Origin of the sequence: Mesorhizobium sp. ES1-4 (assembly GCF_020164745.1) — a bacterium.
Taxonomy (GTDB): Bacteria; Pseudomonadota; Alphaproteobacteria; order Rhizobiales; family Rhizobiaceae; genus Mesorhizobium.
Genome location: NZ_JAIUGV010000030.1, coordinates 16,648 through 36,615, shown reverse-complemented (window position 1 = coordinate 36,615; position 19,968 = coordinate 16,648). Strand labels below are relative to the sequence as shown.

The 19,968-nt window shown below is 57.6% G+C and carries 14 protein-coding genes; 9 read left to right on the top strand and 5 right to left on the bottom strand.

Going from position 1 to position 19,968, the window contains the following annotated elements; genetic code table 11:
- Window positions 1–285: 285 nt before the first annotated feature.
- Genes LB556_RS30670 through LB556_RS31960 form a run of 3 tightly spaced genes read right to left on the bottom strand, consistent with a single transcriptional unit; the run spans window position 286 to window position 1,001 of the window.
- A complete protein-coding gene (locus LB556_RS30670; protein WP_063169433.1) occupies window positions 286–570 on the bottom strand; it encodes a DUF6804 family protein in 285 nt (94 codons plus the stop codon).
- 52 nt (window positions 571–622) lie between these two features.
- Complete coding sequence (locus tag LB556_RS30665; RefSeq protein ID WP_082826591.1) at window positions 623–862, bottom strand: hypothetical protein; 240 nt, start codon at window positions 860–862, stop codon at window positions 623–625.
- 28 nt (window positions 863–890) lie between these two features.
- A complete protein-coding gene (locus tag LB556_RS31960) occupies window positions 891–1,001 on the bottom strand; it encodes a YHYH domain-containing protein (protein ID WP_095770035.1) in 111 nt (36 codons plus the stop codon).
- A gap of 153 nt (window positions 1,002–1,154) precedes the next feature.
- Here LB556_RS31960 and LB556_RS30655 point away from each other — a divergent pair, with 153 nt between their 5' ends.
- From LB556_RS30655 to LB556_RS30630, 6 genes are all read left to right on the top strand, one after another.
- On the top strand, window positions 1,155–1,595 hold the full coding sequence (locus LB556_RS30655; RefSeq protein WP_126066778.1) for a hypothetical protein: 441 nt from the start codon (window positions 1,155–1,157) through the stop codon (window positions 1,593–1,595).
- A 197-nt stretch (window positions 1,596–1,792) separates the two neighbouring features.
- Window positions 1,793–3,232, top strand: coding sequence for a hypothetical protein (locus LB556_RS30650; RefSeq protein ID WP_063169430.1), 1,440 nt, complete (start codon window positions 1,793–1,795; stop codon window positions 3,230–3,232).
- Entirely contained in the window at window positions 3,225–4,043 is an 819-nt protein-coding gene (locus tag LB556_RS30645) for a hypothetical protein (RefSeq protein WP_063169429.1), read from the top strand. The genes LB556_RS30650 and LB556_RS30645 overlap by 8 nt, the downstream gene beginning before the upstream one ends.
- The gene (locus tag LB556_RS30640) at window positions 4,043–5,359 is read left to right on the top strand and encodes a hypothetical protein (RefSeq protein ID WP_063169428.1); all 1,317 of its coding nucleotides are present in this window, start codon (window positions 4,043–4,045) and stop codon (window positions 5,357–5,359) included. Before LB556_RS30645 ends, LB556_RS30640 begins: the two co-directional genes overlap by 1 nt.
- Window positions 5,347–6,405, top strand: a complete 1,059-nt coding sequence (locus LB556_RS30635; protein ID WP_224571173.1) for a hypothetical protein — start codon at window positions 5,347–5,349, stop codon at window positions 6,403–6,405. The genes LB556_RS30640 and LB556_RS30635 overlap by 13 nt, the downstream gene beginning before the upstream one ends.
- 50 nt (window positions 6,406–6,455) lie before the next feature.
- A complete protein-coding gene (locus tag LB556_RS30630; protein WP_095770037.1) occupies window positions 6,456–7,601 on the top strand; it encodes a DUF4236 domain-containing protein in 1,146 nt (381 codons plus the stop codon).
- Between the two features lie 13 nt (window positions 7,602–7,614).
- Here the strand turns inward: LB556_RS30630 and LB556_RS30625 are convergent, their stop codons facing one another.
- Window positions 7,615–8,445, bottom strand: a complete 831-nt coding sequence (locus LB556_RS30625; protein WP_127224212.1) for a thermonuclease family protein — start codon at window positions 8,443–8,445, stop codon at window positions 7,615–7,617.
- Between the two features lie 34 nt (window positions 8,446–8,479).
- A complete protein-coding gene (locus LB556_RS30620) occupies window positions 8,480–8,929 on the bottom strand; it encodes a MucR family transcriptional regulator (RefSeq protein WP_063169425.1) in 450 nt (149 codons plus the stop codon).
- A gap of 600 nt (window positions 8,930–9,529) precedes the next feature.
- Here LB556_RS30620 and LB556_RS30615 point away from each other — a divergent pair.
- The 3 genes from LB556_RS30615 to LB556_RS30605 all read left to right on the top strand — a co-directional run bounded on the left by LB556_RS30615 (window position 9,530) and on the right by LB556_RS30605 (window position 19,916).
- Window positions 9,530–15,115 carry a DUF3320 domain-containing protein gene (locus tag LB556_RS30615; protein WP_063169424.1) on the top strand — a complete coding sequence of 1,862 codons (5,586 nt, stop codon included), beginning with the start codon at window positions 9,530–9,532 and terminating at the stop codon, window positions 15,113–15,115.
- 71 nt (window positions 15,116–15,186) lie between these two features.
- Window positions 15,187–16,446 (top strand): exonuclease SbcCD subunit D, encoded by a 1,260-nt coding sequence (locus LB556_RS30610; RefSeq protein ID WP_063169423.1) that lies wholly within the window; start codon window positions 15,187–15,189, stop codon window positions 16,444–16,446.
- Entirely contained in the window at window positions 16,443–19,916 is a 3,474-nt protein-coding gene (locus LB556_RS30605) for an ATP-binding protein (RefSeq protein ID WP_063169422.1), read from the top strand. Before LB556_RS30610 ends, LB556_RS30605 begins: the two co-directional genes overlap by 4 nt.
- The last annotated feature ends 52 nt before the right edge of the window (window positions 19,917–19,968 follow it).

The window sequence follows — 19,968 nt, the reverse complement described above, 5'->3', positions numbered from 1 at the left end:
TCCACATGGCAGCCTAAAGTCAAAAACGCCTATCAGTCGCCTCGCCCTGATCGAGGACAACCTGTTGAAGCTCCACATCTAGGGCATGCGAAAATAGAAAATAACGGGCAAAAAGATGCGCCTTTTCCGACTCCGAGCCTAGATGGTTGAAAGCCTCGAAGTACTCCTTCGTCCGCTCGAGGAGATCTCCCGCATAAAGCGCCAACGGCTGTGACACGGTGACCCTCGGGCGCGCCTTGACCTTCGGCGTCTCAGGTCCACTCTTGGCCATCTCAGATTATCGGCTTAATTCCGGTGCCGGTATGCGACAAAGCCGAACAGAGTAGCCGCTGCGACGTTGAAGATTGCCCACAGCTCGCGCGGCAAATGAACCGGCATGAACGGGTTGAAGATCGCTGCCGCTCCAAACAGCGCCCAAGCCAGGGTGCGATTTTCAGGGCCTGATCGCCACACCATGGCTCCGCAGTAGATCCCGGCGAAAAAGACCACCACGCGGAGGAATTGGTAATAGCCGTACGGCCATGGCGCTACCGCCAGCAGCGAGGCAATAGCTACACAGATGCAGACCAACCGGACCGTTCCGGCCGGCGTCGAAAAGCATTATTTTCAGCAAACTTGATCCTCAAACGCCCAGCACGGTTGTTAGTGGAGTTTCGGCGCCCGCCATATATTTGAAAAGCCAGATTGCCCAAGTGATCGGCCAAATGAACGCCAACATCGCATCCAGGCTCAAGTTAATCAGGATTTTTACGACCACTGATGCATGGCCCTGCCATGTGTCGACGACATTCATCACGTAGGTGATCGGCCCGCCCAGCATGAAGAGGAGGCCCAGCGGAGCTGACATGATGTTCTTCAGCATGTTTGTGTCCCTCAGAAAGGCGTGACCTTCAGTGACAGTGATACGCGCCGGTCTTATGGTTGGTATGGCAACCGTTGGCATCAGTGCCGCCACTGTGTGCAAACGCGCCGGTCGCGCAAGCGATTATTGCAGCGGCCATAGCCGCGAGAAATGTTGTTTTCATTTTATTGCCCTCCCAAAGTATTTCAGACAGAGCACTATTGCCGGTCGGGCACAAGCTGCTCGTGGCACTGTGAACACAAATAGGATAGATGCTCCTCTGTGCAGGCCAAGATCGGGCGAGGAGAATACTTTGGATGGATTGCGATTGATGCACGTCCCGTTGGCGATCCTGCTGACATGGCCAAGGGTGGCGACGGCAAATGAATGCCTCTCGAAGTACACCAAGACCGACGTCTGCGCCTACGCAAAAAAAATGCAAACCGAAATGGCTCCAGCATTGCCCATGCTGATCAGTTCGAACATCTCCGTTCGGAGCATCATCGCAATCGGGCCAAGGATCGTTTTCAACGCCACCTGGGCTCAGACCGATGCGGAAGTAGACGCCAAATTGTTGGCTGCTGGCGTCTCGCGGCCGGTCTATGTCCAGAAGATCGATGAAATGACCAAAAACTATGTCTGTCGTGCGGAGGAACTATCTGCCTTCGTTCGCCTGGGCGGTGAGATCCAGTACACGTATACGACTGTGGATAATTTCCCAGTCGCGAACCCGCTCGTAGCACTCTGTCCTTAGAGCATCGCAGCACGGCTCATGACATGACTAGTCGCGGCCGATCAACCAGTTGATCAGCAGCCATGATCATTTGTTGGAACTCAATTGAGCCTGATCCGCACTAGCAAGTGGATAGAAGTGAATGTGCGGTTGCCCTTTAGCTCTACTATGCATAGAAACCACTCTGCCGGGGGGCGTAAAGTTGGGGTTGTGAGTGCGTGGGCTCTAAATTCGAAAAACTAAATAAGTTGCGTGACTCACTGCGAGAATCCAACCACGATTTTCGGGCGAGCACTCAGCTATTCAACAGCCTGGACCCTGCCAAGATCGACGGCGACCTGGATGTCATTAACCGCGGAAAGCAGCGCGGCGAGGTGAACCAACCCCCGAAAACGGCAAAGAATCTCGACGATGTCGAACATGCCATCGTGGAACGCGTTGAGGATGAGAAGAAGGCTGCGCATCACACTCTTGAGGACAACCTGCAACTCCTTGGAGGTCGTCTTGCCGGCCTCGATTTCGAGGAACAATTCGGTCTAATCCGTCAGACGAATGCCGCTAGCGTTTCGGACTTCAAAGCCTCGGTCGCCGTGGGCCTCGATGAACTTCACGGCCTGAGAAGGGCCCTGAACGACGCCGAAAAAGAGCATGCATGGTTTAAGGAGAAGCACGGTCTCGTTCGTGCCGCGCGTGTGCAGCACGGTGCCGCTCACATTTTCCGGCTATCGCTTCTGCTATTTCTGTTTCTGGTCGAGACAGCGATGAACGGCAACTTCCTGGCCAAGGGCAATGAGCAGGGATTTTTTGGTGGCATCCTTGAGGCTGCGGCATTCTCTTTCATCAACATCGGGGCGGCTTTGCTCCTGGCGGTTTTCTGCGCTCGTCTCGTCACCCATCGGTCGTTTTTCGTAAAATTCGTTGGGATCATTTCAATCCTTTTCTATATCGGCTTGGCGATTTCGATAAACTTGGCGCTAGCGCACTACCGTGAGGTCAGCGGCTCGCTCGCTGACGGCGCCGGCGCTGAGGTCATCCGTAATATGCTCGCCAATCCAGCGGGTCTCACGGACATCAAGTCCTGGTTGCTGTTTGCGATCGGCCTGATGTTTTCGCTTTTCGCTTTTATCGACGGCTGGTTCGTGCTCGACCCTTACCCAGGCTACACTGGCGTTGAAAATCGGCTCGTTCGACGGCGCGATGACTACATCGATCGAAAGAAGGAACTGATCGAAGAGCTGCAGGATGTCCGCGACGACCACAACGAAAAAGTGGAGGAAATCGTCAAGCAGCTTGGTAGTCGCCGGCGCGAGCACCGCGCGATTGTCGATCATCGATCGAGGCTTCTGGCTCTTTTTGCGCAGCATCAAGACCAATTGGAGCGAGCCTGCAATCAGCTTTTGTCGATGTATCGGGAAGCCAACATCCAGGCGAGGACCGAGCCGGCGCCCAAGCATTTCGGAACGCCCTACAAACTTGATCGCATCAAGCCATACGTCACCGGCGAGCGGGAGTGGAATGAGGGAGATGTTGGCGCATCAATTCGCCAGGCGCAGGAGGAACTCAACGAGCAGGTTCGTCTGATTGGTCAGGAATGCGAACGGGGAATTGAGCAGTACCGAGATCTTGATAAGCTTCACCCGGACAGCGTGAATGTCTAGGCGAACCCGCAGACGCAAGAAAGGCAATGCGGGTACCATTGCCGCGGCCATTGCCCTTGGTGTGCTATCCGTTGCGATGTTGGCCGGCTTCGGCTGGATGTGGACCAGGTCTGGCAATGGCCATATCGACGCCAACACGAATTGCCCATTGGACGGACCCTCCAGCCTGACCGCCGTCCTCATCGACGCCACTGATCCAATTTCGGCAACGACGATGGCTGATCTCAAGAACGAGTTCCGAAAGACCATTGGGCAGGTCGAGCCGGGTGGGTATGTGAGGATTTATACCCTGAGCTCGGCGCCTGGTGAGCTGACGGTGATGTTCGATGGATGCAATCCCGGTGATGGGTCGACCGTCGATAGTTGGACCAACAATCCTGCGCGGCGTCAAAAGAAGTGGGAAAACGCCTTCGGCGATCCTTTGAACAAACTTCCCGATGAAATCCCGAATGCGGCTTCCGCGAGCCAATCTCCGATCATGGCTGGAATTCAGAAAATCAAGCTGTCGCTCTTCGATAGCAGCTTGGCCAAACAGGGCAGTCCCAAGCGATTGGTGGTCGCCTCTGACATGATCGAGCATACGACGATTTACTCGCAGTACCGATCGGGACTGGATTACCAAAAATACCTCAACAGCGCCGCCGACCGCACATATGGGACGTCGCTGGATGGGGTGGGCATCACAATTCTTTATATCGATCGGGCAAAGAAGCCATTTCAGACCCTGGATCACGCGGAGTTCTGGACACATTGGGTCCAGAACCATCACGGCGAGTTCGAAAAGCTGGTTGGCTTGGATGGGTTAAACTGATGGCGAGAGCGCACGACAAACCTTTGCTGGATCATCCACGTCTGCCGGTCGTGGTTTTCGCGGCATTGACACTCGGCGGGTGTGTATTCATCGCCATTGCAAAACTCTCAGGCGTAAATCCGATCGTCGCGGCGGTAGCACCGGCCTGCCTGATGTTTTTCTATCTCGGGGTTTCGATCTTTGCTGGAAAGCTACAACTGCACGACGAGCAGACCGGCGATAACCTCTACTATATGGGCTTCCTGTTCACCCTGACGAGCCTTGGGGTCTCGCTGTTTCAGTTTGGAACGGAAGGCTCAACCGACACGATCGTCCAAAATTTTGGCATCGCGATCACGTCGACGATCACCGGTATTGCTCTGAGGGTTTTCTACAATCAGATGCGGCGCGATCCCGCGGACATTGAGCGAACGGCGAGGCACGAACTTGCCGACATGACACGGCGTGTAAGAGCCGAGATGGAAAGCGTAACCAGGGAGTTCGCCGACTTTCGTCGTGTCAGCCATCAAATGCTCGAAGAGGGCTTTGCAGAGATTGCCGAGCAAGCGGCACGCAATGGGGAGCACATTCGATCTGCCCTGGACAATATTGCCATGGAATCGATCAAGCCTGTCCAAGAGGCGTCTGCCAAGCTCAGTGACGCGTTGCAGCACAATTTCGGGCAAGTCGAAACCCAGTTTGCTTCGATAGCGAACCGCGTTGGAGCTGCAGCGGATTTGCTGGATAAAGCCAACAGCTCGATGTCCAACTCTGTTGGAAAGCTCGGTAATCAAGCCGACAATATGGCTGCCAAGCTGGAAAAGGTGGTTGTTCCTGATGAGGTGCTGAAGAACGATCTGGCGCCGATGGTCAAGCTCCTGGGTAATGCTGTCGCACAATATGCGATAAAAACCGAAACAGCCTCGCAAGAGCAGCAAACGCGGATGACCGGTCTTGCCGACGCAGTGATCAAGGTGGCGACTGGAGTGGAGAGAGCGGCAGCGGCCGCAGAAAAGACCGCAGAAACTGTCCAAGCGCAGCAGCGTTTGACTGAGGAGTTCATGGCTGTGATGCAGAAACACAGCAATGAAACACGCGGCCTCGTCGCAACCCTTACACAACATAGCCTCCCGGCCGTGCGCACTCCCCAGCCTCTGAGCAATGCGATAGCGAACGATGTCGAGCGAGTGGCGGCACCTTCCACTGTTGCCTCCCCTGTGGAGACGCCAATCAAGGTTTCGGATGACACGGAGGGCGACACCTTCCGATCGTTAAGCAGTCCGGCGGAGGTGGAGAAGGGTGAACCGCCAAAGAGAGCAAGTTGGTGGGGCAGGTGAGTGAGGTTAGCGGAACAGCCATTACGTTTGAGCGCAAGGGCTATGGCCGCGGCCTGATACTCGGCCTGACGATGGCTGAGACGATGCTGCTTCTCGTTTTCTGCCTTTTGCTTGCTGCAGGCGCGCTCATCGCCAAGACAAAGAAAGAGGCTGCGGCAGCGCAGAAGATTGCGCAGTCCCTCAATGAGAACGCTCGCAAGCTTGACGAGGAAAACAAGCGGTTGCTGGCTCAGCTGAATGCCATGGTCAAGCCTGCAAGTCGACGCAATGTACCAGATCAAGAATGGCGTGAATTGGTCCGGGCCAAAGAGGCCGCAGAGGCAATCAAAAAAGTGGGACTGACCCTTGAGGAAGCGGTGAAAAGCGCGCCGGCCGCCAAAGTCCTCTCTGACAACGACGTCGACGTTGATCAGGCCAAAGCCATGATCGAGAAGATGAAGGTTCTGCGCGAGCTCGGCTACGTTGGCACGGGCAAGACGTCCAAGGATCTTGCTGACGCACTGAAGAAGGCAAGGAACGAGGCCTCTGCTGACAAGCCACACGATTGGCCACCGATCATCAGTCTTAGCGAGCTCGATGGCTATAATTTCGATACTGGAAGTGCGGAGCTTTCCGGTGGCTTCAAAACGAAGTTGCGGCAGATGTCGAAGACCATTGCTGGAATTGCAACTTCCTATGGTGTGGACGTCATTGAGGTGATTGGCCACACGGACGAGCAGGCGATGTCCGGTGACTCATCGAATATGGACAGAGGCCTTCAGCCCGTACTGGCGCGCAAGATGGACATTGGCACACTCCATCCTGCCGACAATGCCGGGCTTGGATTAGCGCGAGCGATCTCCGTCACAGGCATCCTGCGCGATATGCCGGAACTGAAAGGCTTCACCATCCTGCCAATGTCCGGCGGCCAGTTGATATTGCCTGGCGACCGGCTCACCGACGGCGCACAGGCCGGCGACGTCAAGGCGAGGAGGCGAATTGAGATCAGGGTCAGGCAACGTTCGCGAGAGACAGATATTGGACTGGTTCCGGTACCAAAGTTGTGAGGCGAACTGCCCTTGGGTTTCGCTCACAGGGCTTGGGGGGGATTGCGGGGATGGGGTTTTACGTTCGAAAATCGATTAGTGCGGGACCTTTCCGCTTTAACTTCTCGTCTGGCGGGGTTGGCGCGTCCGTTGGCGTGCAAGGTCTTCGTATCGGGACTGGCCCACGAGGGCATTATATTCATGCAGGCGTCGGCGGTCTCTACTACCGAGGCACTTTGGGAAAGCGCAGCGCCAAGCAGACGCTGCAACTGTCTGAATTCCCATCTGGGCCAAAGCCCCATCCAACATCCTCACCCGTGGAATATGTCAGCGGTGGCGTCGTGATGAGAGAAATCGAGTCCGCCGATGTGATCGAGATGCGTGATGAGACATTTGCCAATGTGCTTGATGAAATCAATGCGAGGCAATCGCAGACGCGAATGTCGCTCATCCTGGCCGTGCTGTTTGGGATCGCCGGATTGATCGCAGGCGCAATGCTGGGAGGTGGGGTGGCGCTGATCGGTATTGCTGCCTTTTTGCCGGGCATGCTTATTGGCAACTGGTTGGACAGCTACCGCCGGGTGAGCGTGCTCTACTATGATTTGGAGCAGGACGCGGAGGCGGCCTACGGGCGACTTGTCGCCGCCTTTGACACGCTCACACGCTGCGCGGCGAGTTGGCATGTCGCGGCTGGTGGCAAGATAGAGGATCTGACGACTTGGAAGCGCAATGCGGGAGCCACGATGTTGGTCGATAAAAAGTCGACGACGCTCCAAGCTTCCTTGCCGACGGTTGTTCGCAGCAATGTCACACCACCGTCGATACACGTCGGCCGGCAAATCCTTTATTTCATGCCAGACATGATTTTGGTGAAGGACGGAAACCAGTACGGTGCCGTTGGGTATGGAGACCTCAGGACGCAATTTGCCCCCAGCAATTTTATTGAGACCGGCAAAGTTCCATCTGATGCTGAGATCGTGAGCTATACCTGGGCTCATCCCAATAAGAATGGCGGACCCGACAAACGCTTCAGAGATAATCGGCAGATCCCTGTCTGTCGCTACGAAGCCTTGCGGTTTTCTAGCCCATCCGGGCTCAACGAGCTGGTGGAATTTTCCAAGACAAACGTCAGCCAGCCCTTTTGCCAGGCTCTATTGGCACTCGCGCAAATGCACCGAAACGCTGGTGGCCAGTCCGGCTTGCTGAAAGCGCGCTAAGGAATTGGCTTGGTCAGCAAATGCCTTCGCACGGAATTCCGTCGCCGTCCCGGTCCAATTTGGGTCCCCAGCTACAGTTATTGAGATACCAGCGCGCCTCATCGCATGAGGAGATTTGCTTACAATAGCGACGCGGTTGACACGAATAGCTCTGAGCTATTTGGCGACGGCCTGTAAGGCCGTAGGATGTGTCATTACCGGGTTTATTGTTGGCTGCATGTGTTGCTCGCCAATCCCAAGGGGCTGTGAAAGTGCCAACCCAGATGCCAATCTTGGCCCTTTGGGCATCTGCCTGTTGTGACGCGTAACTACCATGGCTGTATCGAGGCCAATCCAGGGCATAACCCTGTTCGACCATCCAAGACGCAATGCTAGCACCGTCCGCCCGCTGACAATCACCAACGAAGCGGTTGTAACGATCCCACGAAACAAAGTTGCACTGGATGGGTCGGGATTGACTGAGGAAGATGTCCAGTGCTTCTGCGGATTTGCGGCCGCATGGGTATTCTTGCCCGCTTGCGTCGCTGCAGTTTTGGCTGCTTTCAGGTGCGTCGATGCCATTGAAACGAATACGCTGTCCGTGGATCTCGATCGTGTCCCCGTCAACGATGGACGCTACGCCGACGATAGGCTTCGGTTTTGACCCGAGTGCGCTTGCTGTATTGGGTCCCGCGATCTGGTTGCCCCACCCTGTAAAGTAGGAGGTGACATAAGCGCCCACTGCTAGCGTGATCACCAGGATCGCGGCTAATGATTTATGTGAAAAGAAACGCTTGCGCATAATTGAAACCCGGCCGCGTCTTGGCCGCGAGCTGCGGCGATGGGAATAGCGATCGCGATTCAATTTTCGATCCTTTGCGAAGCTGCCAAATGTTTTGCTAGCGCGTCTTTGACTTCTTGGCTGCTGCTTTCTTGGGCGCGGCTGCTGTGCGACCGAGGCCAATCGATTTTGCCAATCTGGAGCGATTGGCTGAATAGTTAGGCGCGACCATGGGGTAATCGTTGGAGAGGCCCCATTTTTGGCGATAGGCGTCGGGCGTCAGTCCAAAATGCGTGTTCAAGTGTCTCTTGAGGGACTTGAACTTTTTGCCGTCTTCGAGGCAGACGATGTAGTCTGGAGTGACTGAGCGCTTGGGGTTGACCGCGGGAACTTGGTCGGGTTTTTCCGGTTCGGACGGCTGGCCGATACGCGCTAATGACGAATTGATGCTGGCAATAAGGTCCGGCAATGAGGAGACCGGCACTGAATTCTTGCTCACATAAGCCGCAACGATATCGGCGGTAAGCTCCATCAGCGCGGTGGCCGTATTTTGGATTTCGTCAGTCACTTCATGGCTCCGGACTTCTGCAGTGAAATCCCGATCTATTACTTATCGGCTAAAAAAACCAGTAGAGGGAGGATACTAAATGCCAGGCGCTAATAGTGATGAATGTTAAAGCGCCAATCAGAATGCGGAACCACGAGAGACGGTGGATTGATTGGGCGCGGCGTTTTCTTTGTATGACCAGGAAAGCGGCTTGAGGCTCACAGGCGGATGCATTTAGATTTGGACGAGTAGGACCTACGCATGACATTTTCGAAAGACCCGCCGCCGGAGGTTAAGCCCCAGAAGGATAAGGCAAAGACTGGATCTGAATTGGACCGCGTTCCAAGTGCGGGAGCCATTCGGGTCCGCAACGGACTCTCTGTGTCAGAAAAAGACATTGTGGAGGCGGCTAAATACGGGGGCAGGGAGCGAGAATCCTCGTCGGATAGCGACTAGGCAAAGGGGGCCAAGAATGCAGGCTCTGACCCATATCACACGTCGCAATATTGGACGGTGTCCAGAAGTGATCGCAGTCGTTTCTAATTGAACACGGCTGTTTTTTCTTGCGCGAACGCTCTACGCGGGCTCTAGCTGGTTCTCCTTTCAAAGGGGATGTAAGTCTTGGACGTAAAACAGTCAGTCTTCCAAAGCGATCTCCCTCTAAAGGAGAAACTCGAGCGCGCCAGGATGGAGTTGCTCGATCTTTCCGCCCGCAATCGACTTTTGAATGTGCCGCGGTTTTCCAAGAGCGCGAAGACGATCGATATCGTCGATGAGAAGTCGTCCGAAATTTATCGATTGCTGGTGACCGAAGGAAAGGCTTTTACCTTCCTGGCCGGCAAGCCCGATAGGCCGAAAGCGGGCCAGGATGAAAGCAGCCCTCCAGACGAAGAGATCGACTATTCCCCCGTCGCTCTCGCCCAACCAGAGGACGATGGAGTCGATAACAGAGGGATATCCGCGCGGCACTCGGACACCAAGCTGCAGACGCGTATGACCCCAACTGGGCTGCAGCGGCGGCTCCTTGATCTCTACCATGATGCCCGCACACTCGAGGAAGAGCAGGGCGTCAATATCCTCTTTCTGGCCCTTGGAATGCTGAAGTGGATTGACCCGAACAACAAAGAGAACATCCGTCAGGCCCCCCTCATTTTGGTGCCGGTTCGGCTTGAGCGAGGGGCCGCTGGAGAAAAATTCCGCCTACGAGCCCGGCCGGAAGATCTTACCGCAAACCTCTCCTTGGAACTCTATCTCGACCGCATTCACAAGCTCGCTCTGCCGCGTTTTGAGGTGGGAGATGACTTCGACGTCTCGGCCTATCTCGATGCCGTTGCCGAAGCAATTTCGACCAAAGAGGGTTGGGAGGTGCTTCGCGACGATATGGTGCTCGGCTTCTTCTCGTTTGCGAAGTTCTTGATGTACCGTGATCTGGATCCGGATCTCTGGCCCGATGGCGCAAAGATTATCGAACAACCGAAGATCCGCTCGCTTCTTTCAGATGGTTTCGAAACACGCGAGCCGCTTATGTCGGACGACATAGCGATTGATCCGCACATTGCGCCCGCCGAAATGTTGCATATCGTCGACAGTGACAGTTCTCAGACACTGGCGATCCATGACGTCAGAAAAGGTCGCGACCTCGTTATCCAAGGTCCGCCTGGGACAGGAAAATCGCAGACGATCGCAAACATTATTGGGTCGGCCGTTGCCGACGGAAAGACCGTGCTGTTCGTGGCCGAAAAGATGGCAGCGCTGGAGGTCGTCAAGCGACGGCTTGACACTGCTGGGGTGGGGGACGCCTGCCTTGAGCTGCATAGTAACAAGGCGAACAAGCGCATGATGCTAGAGGAGCTGCGGCGAACCTGGCAACTCGGATCGCCCAGGGGCCAGCTTCCTTCTTCCCTAACTGATCGCTTGCTGGAGGCTCGCGATAAACTCAACGCACATGCTGCACGAATGCACGTTGCGTTCGGAGCGTCCGAACTCACTCCTTATCAGGTTCTCGGCCAGCTAACCCGACTAAGGCAGGTCGGTCAGAAACCAGTGGACATCGAACTTACGGATGCCACAAGCTGGACAACTGACGGCGTTTCGCAACGTCGCAAATTGCTCGATGAGGTCTCTCAGCGGATCAACGAGATCGGCTTGCCGATCCACCACCCGTGGCGGGGAGTTGGCCTGGATGTCGTTCTTCCAACGACCATTGAGAGGCTCGTCCCACGCATCGCGGCGTTGCTGGACCAAGCCAAGGCACTGCACGCCAAACTGGTCGGTATCGCTGAGCGGATCAAGGCCGAGCCTCCGAAAATTCTCAGCGACAGCGGCGAGATAGAAGATCGCGCTGAGCTTCTCGCGTCCGCGCCTGGACTTCCTGCCGAGGCGCTCGTCTCGCCGGTATGGGATGAGCGTCCGAAAGACATTTCATCGCTTCTCTGGTCAGGAACGGATTTCGCCCGCAAGTCCGAGGAACTTTCGGAGCAGTTGGCGGCAACGGCTATCGACACGCCAATTGAAGGTCTCGAGACAGAGCTTGCAAAGCTTCCCTCGGAATTTCCGAAAGATGGTTTCCATCGTGCGCGACAGCTCACCATTCTGCTCCCACGCTTGAGGGAAGAAGCTGAGCGCCTGAATCAGGAACTCGGATCGGCGATATTGCCAGACACGTTGGCAGGCTTGCTCAGGCTGGCCGTGACCGGCGAGCGAGTAGCGGCAGCACCTGACGCAAGTCCGGAGGCCTTCGCAGCCACCGTTTGGGACTCCGGACTTGAGCAGGCAGGCGACCTTGCCGACAGCGTAGCGACGCTTGAGGCTGCCAGAGCCGACCTTCAGGGCAAGGTTGTTGACGCGGCGTGGAGCACCGAGGTGGCCGCGGCGCGGCAGGCGCTCGCCACACACACGGGAATATTGAAAGCATTGAACGGCGACTACCGTCGCGCCACAGCACTTGCGCGGACTATTGTGGTCGACCCTAGCGCGCCTGCGACGCAGATAGTTGGTCTCCTCGACCTTTTGATGAAGGGTCAGGCTGCCGCAGCAAGAGTCCGCGAAGGCGACGCTTTTGGCCGTTCCGCCTTCGGGGCAGATTGGCGTGGGGAGCGATCGGCTTCCGCGCCACTGCTCGCGCTAGTGGAGTGGATGCGGACTCTACGAGGGCTAGGCCCCGAACCTCGGATTATCGCCGGCCGGATGGCGGAACGCTCCGAGGCCGGTGCGCGTGCAGCGCGCGTTCGCAAGGTTATCGAAATCGGTCGGCCAATTATCGAAGGTTTCTGGAACGATCTCGGGCACCTCGCGTCATCCATGCTAGGCGACGTGGCTTCCGCCGAGCGGGCCTCGCTGCAACTGATGGAAGCGAAGGCGAGCACTGTAGCTCAAGCCGATGATGCGTCACGACAGGTTCTGACTGACGTTCCGGATCTAATCACTGAGCGGGTGGAGCTACTGCGCCGACTAGGCAGACTACAAGCACTTGCTCAAGGGATCGATGCGGGAGAGAGCCTTGGCAAGTTCGTATTCGGCTCGTCGTGGCACGGTCGAGGATCCGATTGGGCCGCTCTCACGCAAGCCGAGCTTTGGCTGAAAGAAAATGGCTCGATCCGACATCTGGCTGCGCGGTTGCCTGAAAGAATCGAGATCGCAAACTCGGCACGTTCAGCACGTGAAGCGGCCCAAGCGGCAGCGCGGGAATTGAAGGCGCTTACAGGGGATTTGAAAGCCGATGCTCCCTCCTTGTTTGGAGTAGTCGATTTTCCGGACGTCGCGATAGGCGAGGTCGTTTCTCGGCTGCAGGGTTGGCTCGATCATCAGGAGCAGCTCTCGAAATGGGTTGCCTATGAAGAGCGATCCGAAACGGCCCGAAAGGCTGGACTGGGACAGTTGATAGACGGCCTAGCCAACGGCCAGATTACAACAGGATCGGCTCGATCAGTTTTTGATATGGCCTACTACGAACGAATGTTTCTGGCGATGGCGACCGATGAGCCGGAGCTGGCAAGGTTCGACGGGGAACTGCATTCCAGGGCTGTACGTGACTTCGCAGATCTGGACCGCCAGCGCATCAAGGCCGGCGCCATCGAAGTTGTAACGGCTCATCACCGGAAAATTCCTTCAAGAGACGGCGGAGCTGGACCTGTCGGACTGCTTCGTTCTGAGATGGCGCGCAGACGAGGCCACATGCCCATCCGGCAATTGATGCAGAAGGCAGGCCCTGCCATCCAGGCGCTGAAGCCAGTGTTCATGATGAGCCCGCTTTCGGTGGCGCAATTCCTGTCGCCCGGCCGGATGTCCTTCGATCTGCTCGTGATGGACGAGGCGTCTCAGATCCAGCCCGTGGACGCACTTGGCTCGGTCGCCAGGGCCAGTCAGGTGGTCGTCGTTGGCGACGAACGCCAACTGCCACCCACGACATTCTTCGCGAAGATGACAGGCTCGCAGTCTGAAGATGACGAGGGTGAGGGCGCGCAGGTCGCCGACATTGAAAGCATCCTCGGCCTGTTCACGGCCCGCGGCTTGCCGCAGCGTATGCTGCGCTGGCACTACCGTAGCCGTCACCAATCTCTAATCGCAGTATCGAACAGCCAGTTCTACGAGAACCGGCTTTTCATCGTGCCAAGCCCTTATACCCAAGAGGCAGGTATGGGGTTGCGGTTTCATCATGTGCCGGAGGGGGTCTTCGATTCCGGCGGCACAGGAACCAATCCGGTAGAGGCGAGAGCAGTAGCGGAGGCGATCATCCGTCATGCGAAGGTGAACCCGCAAGAGACTCTAGGCGTTGCAACATTTTCGGTTAGCCAACGCCGCGCGATCCAGGATGAACTCGAAGCGCTGCGGCGACTAAATCCCGACACCGAGGAATTCTTTCACGCTCATCCAAGCGAGCCATTCTTCGTCAAGAACCTCGAAAATGTTCAAGGCGATGAGCGCGACGTGATCATGATCTCGGTGGGGTATGCCAAGAATGCCCAGGGATACATGGCCATGCGTTTCGGCCCTCTTGGCGCGGAAGGCGGCGAGCGTCGGCTCAACGTCCTCATAAGCCGCGCCAAGCGCAGCTGCGAAGTATTCGCGTCCATCACAGACGAGGACATCGACCTGGAGCGTGGCAAAGGGAAAGGCATCTTCGCCTTCAAGCTCTTCTTGCACTACGCGAGAACAGGGCGAATTTCGCTTGCCCAAGTCACGGTTCGCGAAATGGATTCAATCTTTGTAGAACAGGTAGCCAACGCGCTGATCGAAATGGGTTATCAGGTTCATGCTCAAGTGGGCATTGCCGGCTTCTTCATCGACCTCGCAGTTGCGGATCCAGAGAGGCCAGGCCGCTATATTCTTGGCATCGAATGCGATGGCGCAGAATATCACTCATCTCGCTCGGCCAGAGATCGAGACCGGCTTCGGCAGTCGGTTCTGGAAGACCATGGTTGGATCATCCATCGCATCTGGAGCGCTGACTGGTTCCAACGGCCTCGTGAGCAGCTGGAGCGAACCATACTAGCGATTGAGGCCGCCAGAAAAGAACTCGATGAGCGGGCCGAATTGGGGGTCCAGAGAAATCGAGCTGTAGCCGTGCAGGTTGTTACGGTCGACCGAGGCAACGTGACGGAAATCGGTCTCGAAAGCACAAACGGATCCGAGACACCCAATCGAGCCTACGAAGAGGCCGAACTAAAGCGACCGGGATCGTTCGAACTCCACGAGACGCCCAGCGGAATCATGGCCGGACTGGTCGAGCAGGTCGTGGCTACAGAAACGCCAATCCATGTCGACGAAATAGTTTCGCGTATTCGGGACGCCTGGGGTCTGCAGCGGGCCGGTGGCAGGATTCAGGATGCAATCGAGCGGGGGGTAAGCATAGCACAGAGAGGTGGTTCAGTAGCCCGTCGAGGCAACTTCTGCTTCAAGCCAGGTGTTCCTGTTCGTCTCAGGGATCGCAGTGGGGTCGTGTCCGCTGGATTGCGCAAGCCCGAAATGATTGCGCAGGACGAGGTCGCCCAAGGCGCTATGGAAGTCGTGAAATCCAACCTCGGTGCGACAGAGGAAGAAATCGCCACAGGCGTTGCCAGGATGCTGGGCTTCAAAGCCACAAGCGCACAATTAAGGCAGCTGATTTCAGCTGGGGTCGCCGATTTGGTTGCCAAAGGAGTGTTACGGTCCCAAGACGGCTTGTTGGTGGCCGGCGAATCCGCGAGCGAGAAATTAGCTGAAGTGTAACGGGGCGCTGCAGCGCCCTCGTTGCAATTTCTGTCGAAGCTCGGAACACCTCTTTTGCTGGCGGAGGCCGAATGGCATTTCGATTCGTACACACGGCCGATATTCATCTCGACTCGCCGCTTCGTTCGCTGGCGATGCGAAATCCCGATCTTGCCGGGCTGGTGGGCGACGCCAGCCGCCAGGCATTCGTTTCGATAGTGGATCTCTGCCTTGAGGAACGTGTGGCCGCGTTGGTCATTGCTGGCGACCTATACGATGGCGACCAGACTTCAATGAAGACAGCGCGGTTCTTGGGCGCGCAGATGACACGCCTGCACCAGGCCGGCATCATGGTTTTCAAGATCCGCGGTAATCATGACGCCCTGTCGCGGATTTCCAAACAGCTGGTATTTCCCGACACCGTTACCATCTTTGGTGGTCGTGCTCAGTCGGTATTGCAGACAGCCGGCGGTCTGGACGTCGTATTCCATGGTTTGAGCTTTGCGAACCCTAAGGCGCCGGACAGCCTGTTAACCAAATATCCGGCGGCTCGTGAAGGGGCCGTCAACATAGGCATCATGCATACCAGTCTGGCTGGATCGCCAGGTCACGACGTTTACGCGCCCTGCAGCATCGCTGACTTGCACGCCCACGGTTTCGACTATTGGGCCCTCGGCCACATCCATGCTCGCCAAGTCCATCCTGGCGCCAGTGCCGTGGTGATGCCGGGAATACCGCAGGGGAGGGATATCAACGAGGCCGGTGAGAAATCAGTCACCCTGGTGACGGTGCGCCACGACCGTTCGGTGGAGATCGAGGAACGGCTGACCAGCGTTGCGCAGTTCGAACGGGTGAGCGTCGACCTTACCGGAGCGGTGGAGTGGCCCGAGGCCGTCGCGCGTGTTCGCTTCGCACTCGAAGAGATGCGGGCAACCGTCCGATCGCGTCATGCTGTGGCTCGCATTGGCCTGACAGGAACGTCACCACTGATGTGGGCGCTGATCCGCGACAGGGACCTCCTTCTTGCCGAAGCCGAACAGGCTGCGGAACAGCTAGGCCATACGTGGGTGGAGAAGCTCGAGCTTGACCTCGCGCCGCCTCGGACGGAGACCGCCGAGGATATTGCTGATCCGATTTTCGAACTCGAGCAATCAATGCGTGCCGATGCCACCTCGGAGGCCTTCCGCGCTGAGGCGAGGGCGTTCGTCCAAAAGATGGTCGCCGACCTTCCGGCCGACGGGCGGGATTTTGCTGGGACGGACGAAGCCGGGCTGGAACAGTTCCTCGATCAGGTGCTTTCCAAGGGCGCGGACTTGGTGACTGCCCGCCTTAAGGCCGGTGGATCGTCATGAGGTTGCGGCGCCTTGACCTCATTCGTTATGGAAAGTTCACCGATCGTTCGATCGACTTCGGACCCAAACCGGAATCCGGACCTGATCTGCATATCGTGTTTGGCCTGAATGAGGCCGGCAAATCGACTGCGCTTTCGGCCTATCTAGACTTGCTGTTCGGCATCGAGGAACGGAGCCGCTACAACTTCCTGCACGAGTACAGTGCCATGCGCATCGGCGGGGTGCTGGAACTGGCCGGCTCCGAACACACGTTCACGCGTACGAAACAGCGCAGTAATTCGCTATTGAATGCGACGGGCCAACCGGTAAGCGAGGTGGCGATCACGGCGCATCTCGCCGGTCTGTCGCGCGACGCCTACACGACGATGTTCTCACTCGATGACGAGACGTTGGAAGCCGGCGGAAAATCTATCCTGGAGTCGCGGGGCGACCTCGGCAAGCTTCTGTTCACGGCCAGCGCCGGTCTTGGGAACGCAAGTGATACGTTGAACGCCCTCGAGGCCGAAGCAGACGCTCTGTATCGGAAGCAGGCGCATGGAACCGAACTGGCGCTGTTGAAGAAGCGCCTTGTTGACGTAAAGTCGCGCAGGGATGCGATCGACACCCTTGCATCAACCTACGAGGGCCTGGAGGCCGAACGTCTCGATGCAGCGCAGCAGTACGGCCGAACCATCAGCGATCGGGCGGTGCTGGTGGCCAGGCTGGATACCTTTGCTCGTTACGTGCGTGCTGCGCCGATGCTGGCGGATATCCGGCGCAAGATTGCCCGGCTGGATCAGCTGCCGGACATCGCCTCCCCAGCCCGGACATCGACGGGAAGTGTCACCGAACTGATCGATGACGATGCCAGCCTCAGAACGCGGCTGTCCGCAAACATCGACGAGACCGAGCGCCTGGCGGAAAAAGTCACTGCGGTCGACGAGGACGAACCGATCCTGTCGATTTCCGAACGCATTCGCGGGCTGGCGGAGAGCAAGGTGCGCCATACCGCGGCTGGCTTTGACTTGCCCACTCGCAGGATGGAGCTGCAAATCCTCAACAACAGCGTGGCGAGCTGCCTTGCCGCCTTGGGCCGATCTTCCGAGGCGGATCCTGGCGCGCTGCTTCTGCCTGCCGTCACCGTTGGCGTCGTTCGCGCCATGGTCGAGCAGAGGTCCGGGATTGCTACCGGGATGCGTGCCGCTCGCGACGAAGCCGCGGCGGCACTCGATGCGCTGCAGGTGGCAAGGCAGCGGGTCGGCGAGGAAAGGGCGGTGCCCGAACCTGCCAGGGCAAGGCTGGGCTCGGCTTTGTCGAAAGCGCGAGCAAGCGGACACCAGGCAGAGATTAGGACGGCTCGCGAGGCGGAAGATGCGGGAACAATCCGATGGAAGGCGGCGCTCGCGCGCTTGCGTCCATGGAACGGAGATGCCCTCGCTCTCGCCAACGTCGCGGTTCCGAGCGCCGGGCAGATTGCCGCCTGGAAGACGGTAGCGTCAGAACTGGCAAGGAACACCGCCGTACTTGCCGAACGCCTTGCTGAATACGAGGGCAACCATGCCATGCTCGCCGCACGATTGGATGCCCTTCGTGCCTCGGGCGACATTGTCGACGATGAAGCGGCTACCGCCATCCGCCGAGTTCGCGATGATGCGTGGGCAACGCACCGCGCAGCGCTGACCGGTGACACCGCTGACGACTTCGCCGTGGCATTGGCGCGCGATGACATTGCCAGCGCAGGCCGGCTGGCCGGCGCGGCGGATCTGGCTGAGATCCGGGCAACTACGCGCGAGCTGGCCGAGGCCGCGGCCAACCTGTCACGCAACGGCATCCAACGCACACAGCTCGGCAAGGATGTGGATACCCAATTGTTGGAAATCCGCGCGGCCGCCAGGGACCTGCTCGGAGACGCCGTGGAACCTTCGTCTGAGCGCCTGATCGAAAGGATCGAGGATCAGATCGAGGCGCGCAGCGATGCGCTCGCTGCCTGGGAGCAGATCGAACTTGCTCGCTTGAAGGCCGAGCGAGCCGCTGACGCCGGCGAGCAGATACGCTTGGAAATGAGAGCAGTGCTGGGAAGCGTCGGCATTGTATCAGAGTCCAACGACACCCTCGAAGCAATCATGGCCATCGCGGAGCCGTTTCTGGATCGGCAGCGCAAGGTGGACGCCGAGTATGCCGAGGCGCTCAGAATGGTGAGCTCCAAAGAAGAGGATCTAGCGGCACGACGGGTTGCAGTAGGTGTGGCGGAGCGTCGCGAGGAGGAATGGCTGGCCGGCATTACCGAAGCACTCAAGGGAACTTGGCTCGAAAGCGGGCTCTCCGCATCCGGCGTCGGCACTGTGCTCGATCAATTGGCCGAACTTTCAAGAAGCCTGCAGGAACGGGACGACCTGCAGCTGCGTATCGACAAGATGGAGGCCGACAGGGCCAATTTTCTGGTCGAGGTCATCGCCGTTGCGGTTGAAGCCGACGAGCCGACGAAGGATACCGACCCGGAGCAGTTGGCCATCCGCCTTGCCGAGCGCCTAGAGCGTGCCGAGCGGACACGTGAAACGAAGGCAAGCCTCGGCAACGACCTGAAGCGCCTCAAGGAGGCGCGCGACATCCTCGACACTGAGATTTTGGCACACGAACGCCGCAAGAACGAGGTGCTGGGCGTCTTTGGTGTCGCCACTCTGCCCGAGGTAGTCGAACGCGATGAGCTGTTGCGTGAGCGCGATGGCTTGCGCACCACCGTCGCCGAACTTGAGGAACGGATAGTGGCGGAGCTCGCGGTCGACGGATTCGAGCAGGCCCGCTCGATCCTGGACGCGATCGATTTCGACGGCCTCGCGGTCGAGAAGGCTGAGGGTGAGCAGCGGCTTCGCCTGTTCGATGAAACCATCCAGCAACAGCTGATCCGGCAGACGCGCGCGGCCGACAAGCTGGACGCCATCGGCGGTGATAGTGCGGTTGCACGCCTGGATGCTGAACGGCGCACAACCCTGCTGGAAATCGAGGAGAAGGCCGTTCGCTACATAGAGCTGAAGCTTGGCATCATGTCGGCTGGCAATGCTTTGCGGATCTACCGTGAGAGCCATCGCTCCGGCATGATGGCGCGCGCATCAGACGCGTTCAAGCTAATGACGCGTGGCCAGTATTCGGGGCTGACAACCCAGCCTGTAAGAGGTGGTGAGGTTCTCATTGCTGTGCAGGGTGACGGGCAATCCAAGGTCACCGAAGCGCTTTCAAAGGGTGCACGATTTCAGCTGTACCTTGCCCTAAGACTCGCCGGTTATTACGAGTTCGCGCAATTTCGGCCCTCGGTCCCATTCGTCGCCGACGACATCATGGAGACGTTCGACCATATTCGCTCGGAGGAGGTTTTCAGGCTGTTCGGAGCGATGGCAAACACAGGTCAGGTCATCTACCTGACGCACCATAAGCATCTATGTGAAATAGCTGAGGCTGTCGTACCGGGAACGAGGATCCATCAACTCGCACAGTAATTTTCTCCGGAATACGTGAACGAACCAGTGAAGGACGCCGAATTTGACGGCA

Coding starts and splice junctions, on each gene's coding strand:
- LB556_RS30605 (WP_063169422.1), top strand. CDS start 16,443: ATGAGGTTGCGGCGCCTTGACCTCATTCGTTATGGAAAGTTCACCGAT.
- LB556_RS30645 (WP_063169429.1), top strand. CDS start 3,225: ATGTCTAGGCGAACCCGCAGACGCAAGAAAGGCAATGCGGGTACCATT.
- LB556_RS30640 (WP_063169428.1), top strand. CDS start 4,043: ATGGCGAGAGCGCACGACAAACCTTTGCTGGATCATCCACGTCTGCCG.
- LB556_RS31960 (WP_095770035.1), bottom strand. CDS start 1,001: ATGGCCGCTGCAATAATCGCTTGCGCGACCGGCGCGTTTGCACACAGT.
- LB556_RS30665 (WP_082826591.1), bottom strand. CDS start 862: ATGCTGAAGAACATCATGTCAGCTCCGCTGGGCCTCCTCTTCATGCTG.
- LB556_RS30610 (WP_063169423.1), top strand. CDS start 15,187: ATGGCATTTCGATTCGTACACACGGCCGATATTCATCTCGACTCGCCG.
- LB556_RS30630 (WP_095770037.1), top strand. CDS start 6,456: ATGGGGTTTTACGTTCGAAAATCGATTAGTGCGGGACCTTTCCGCTTT.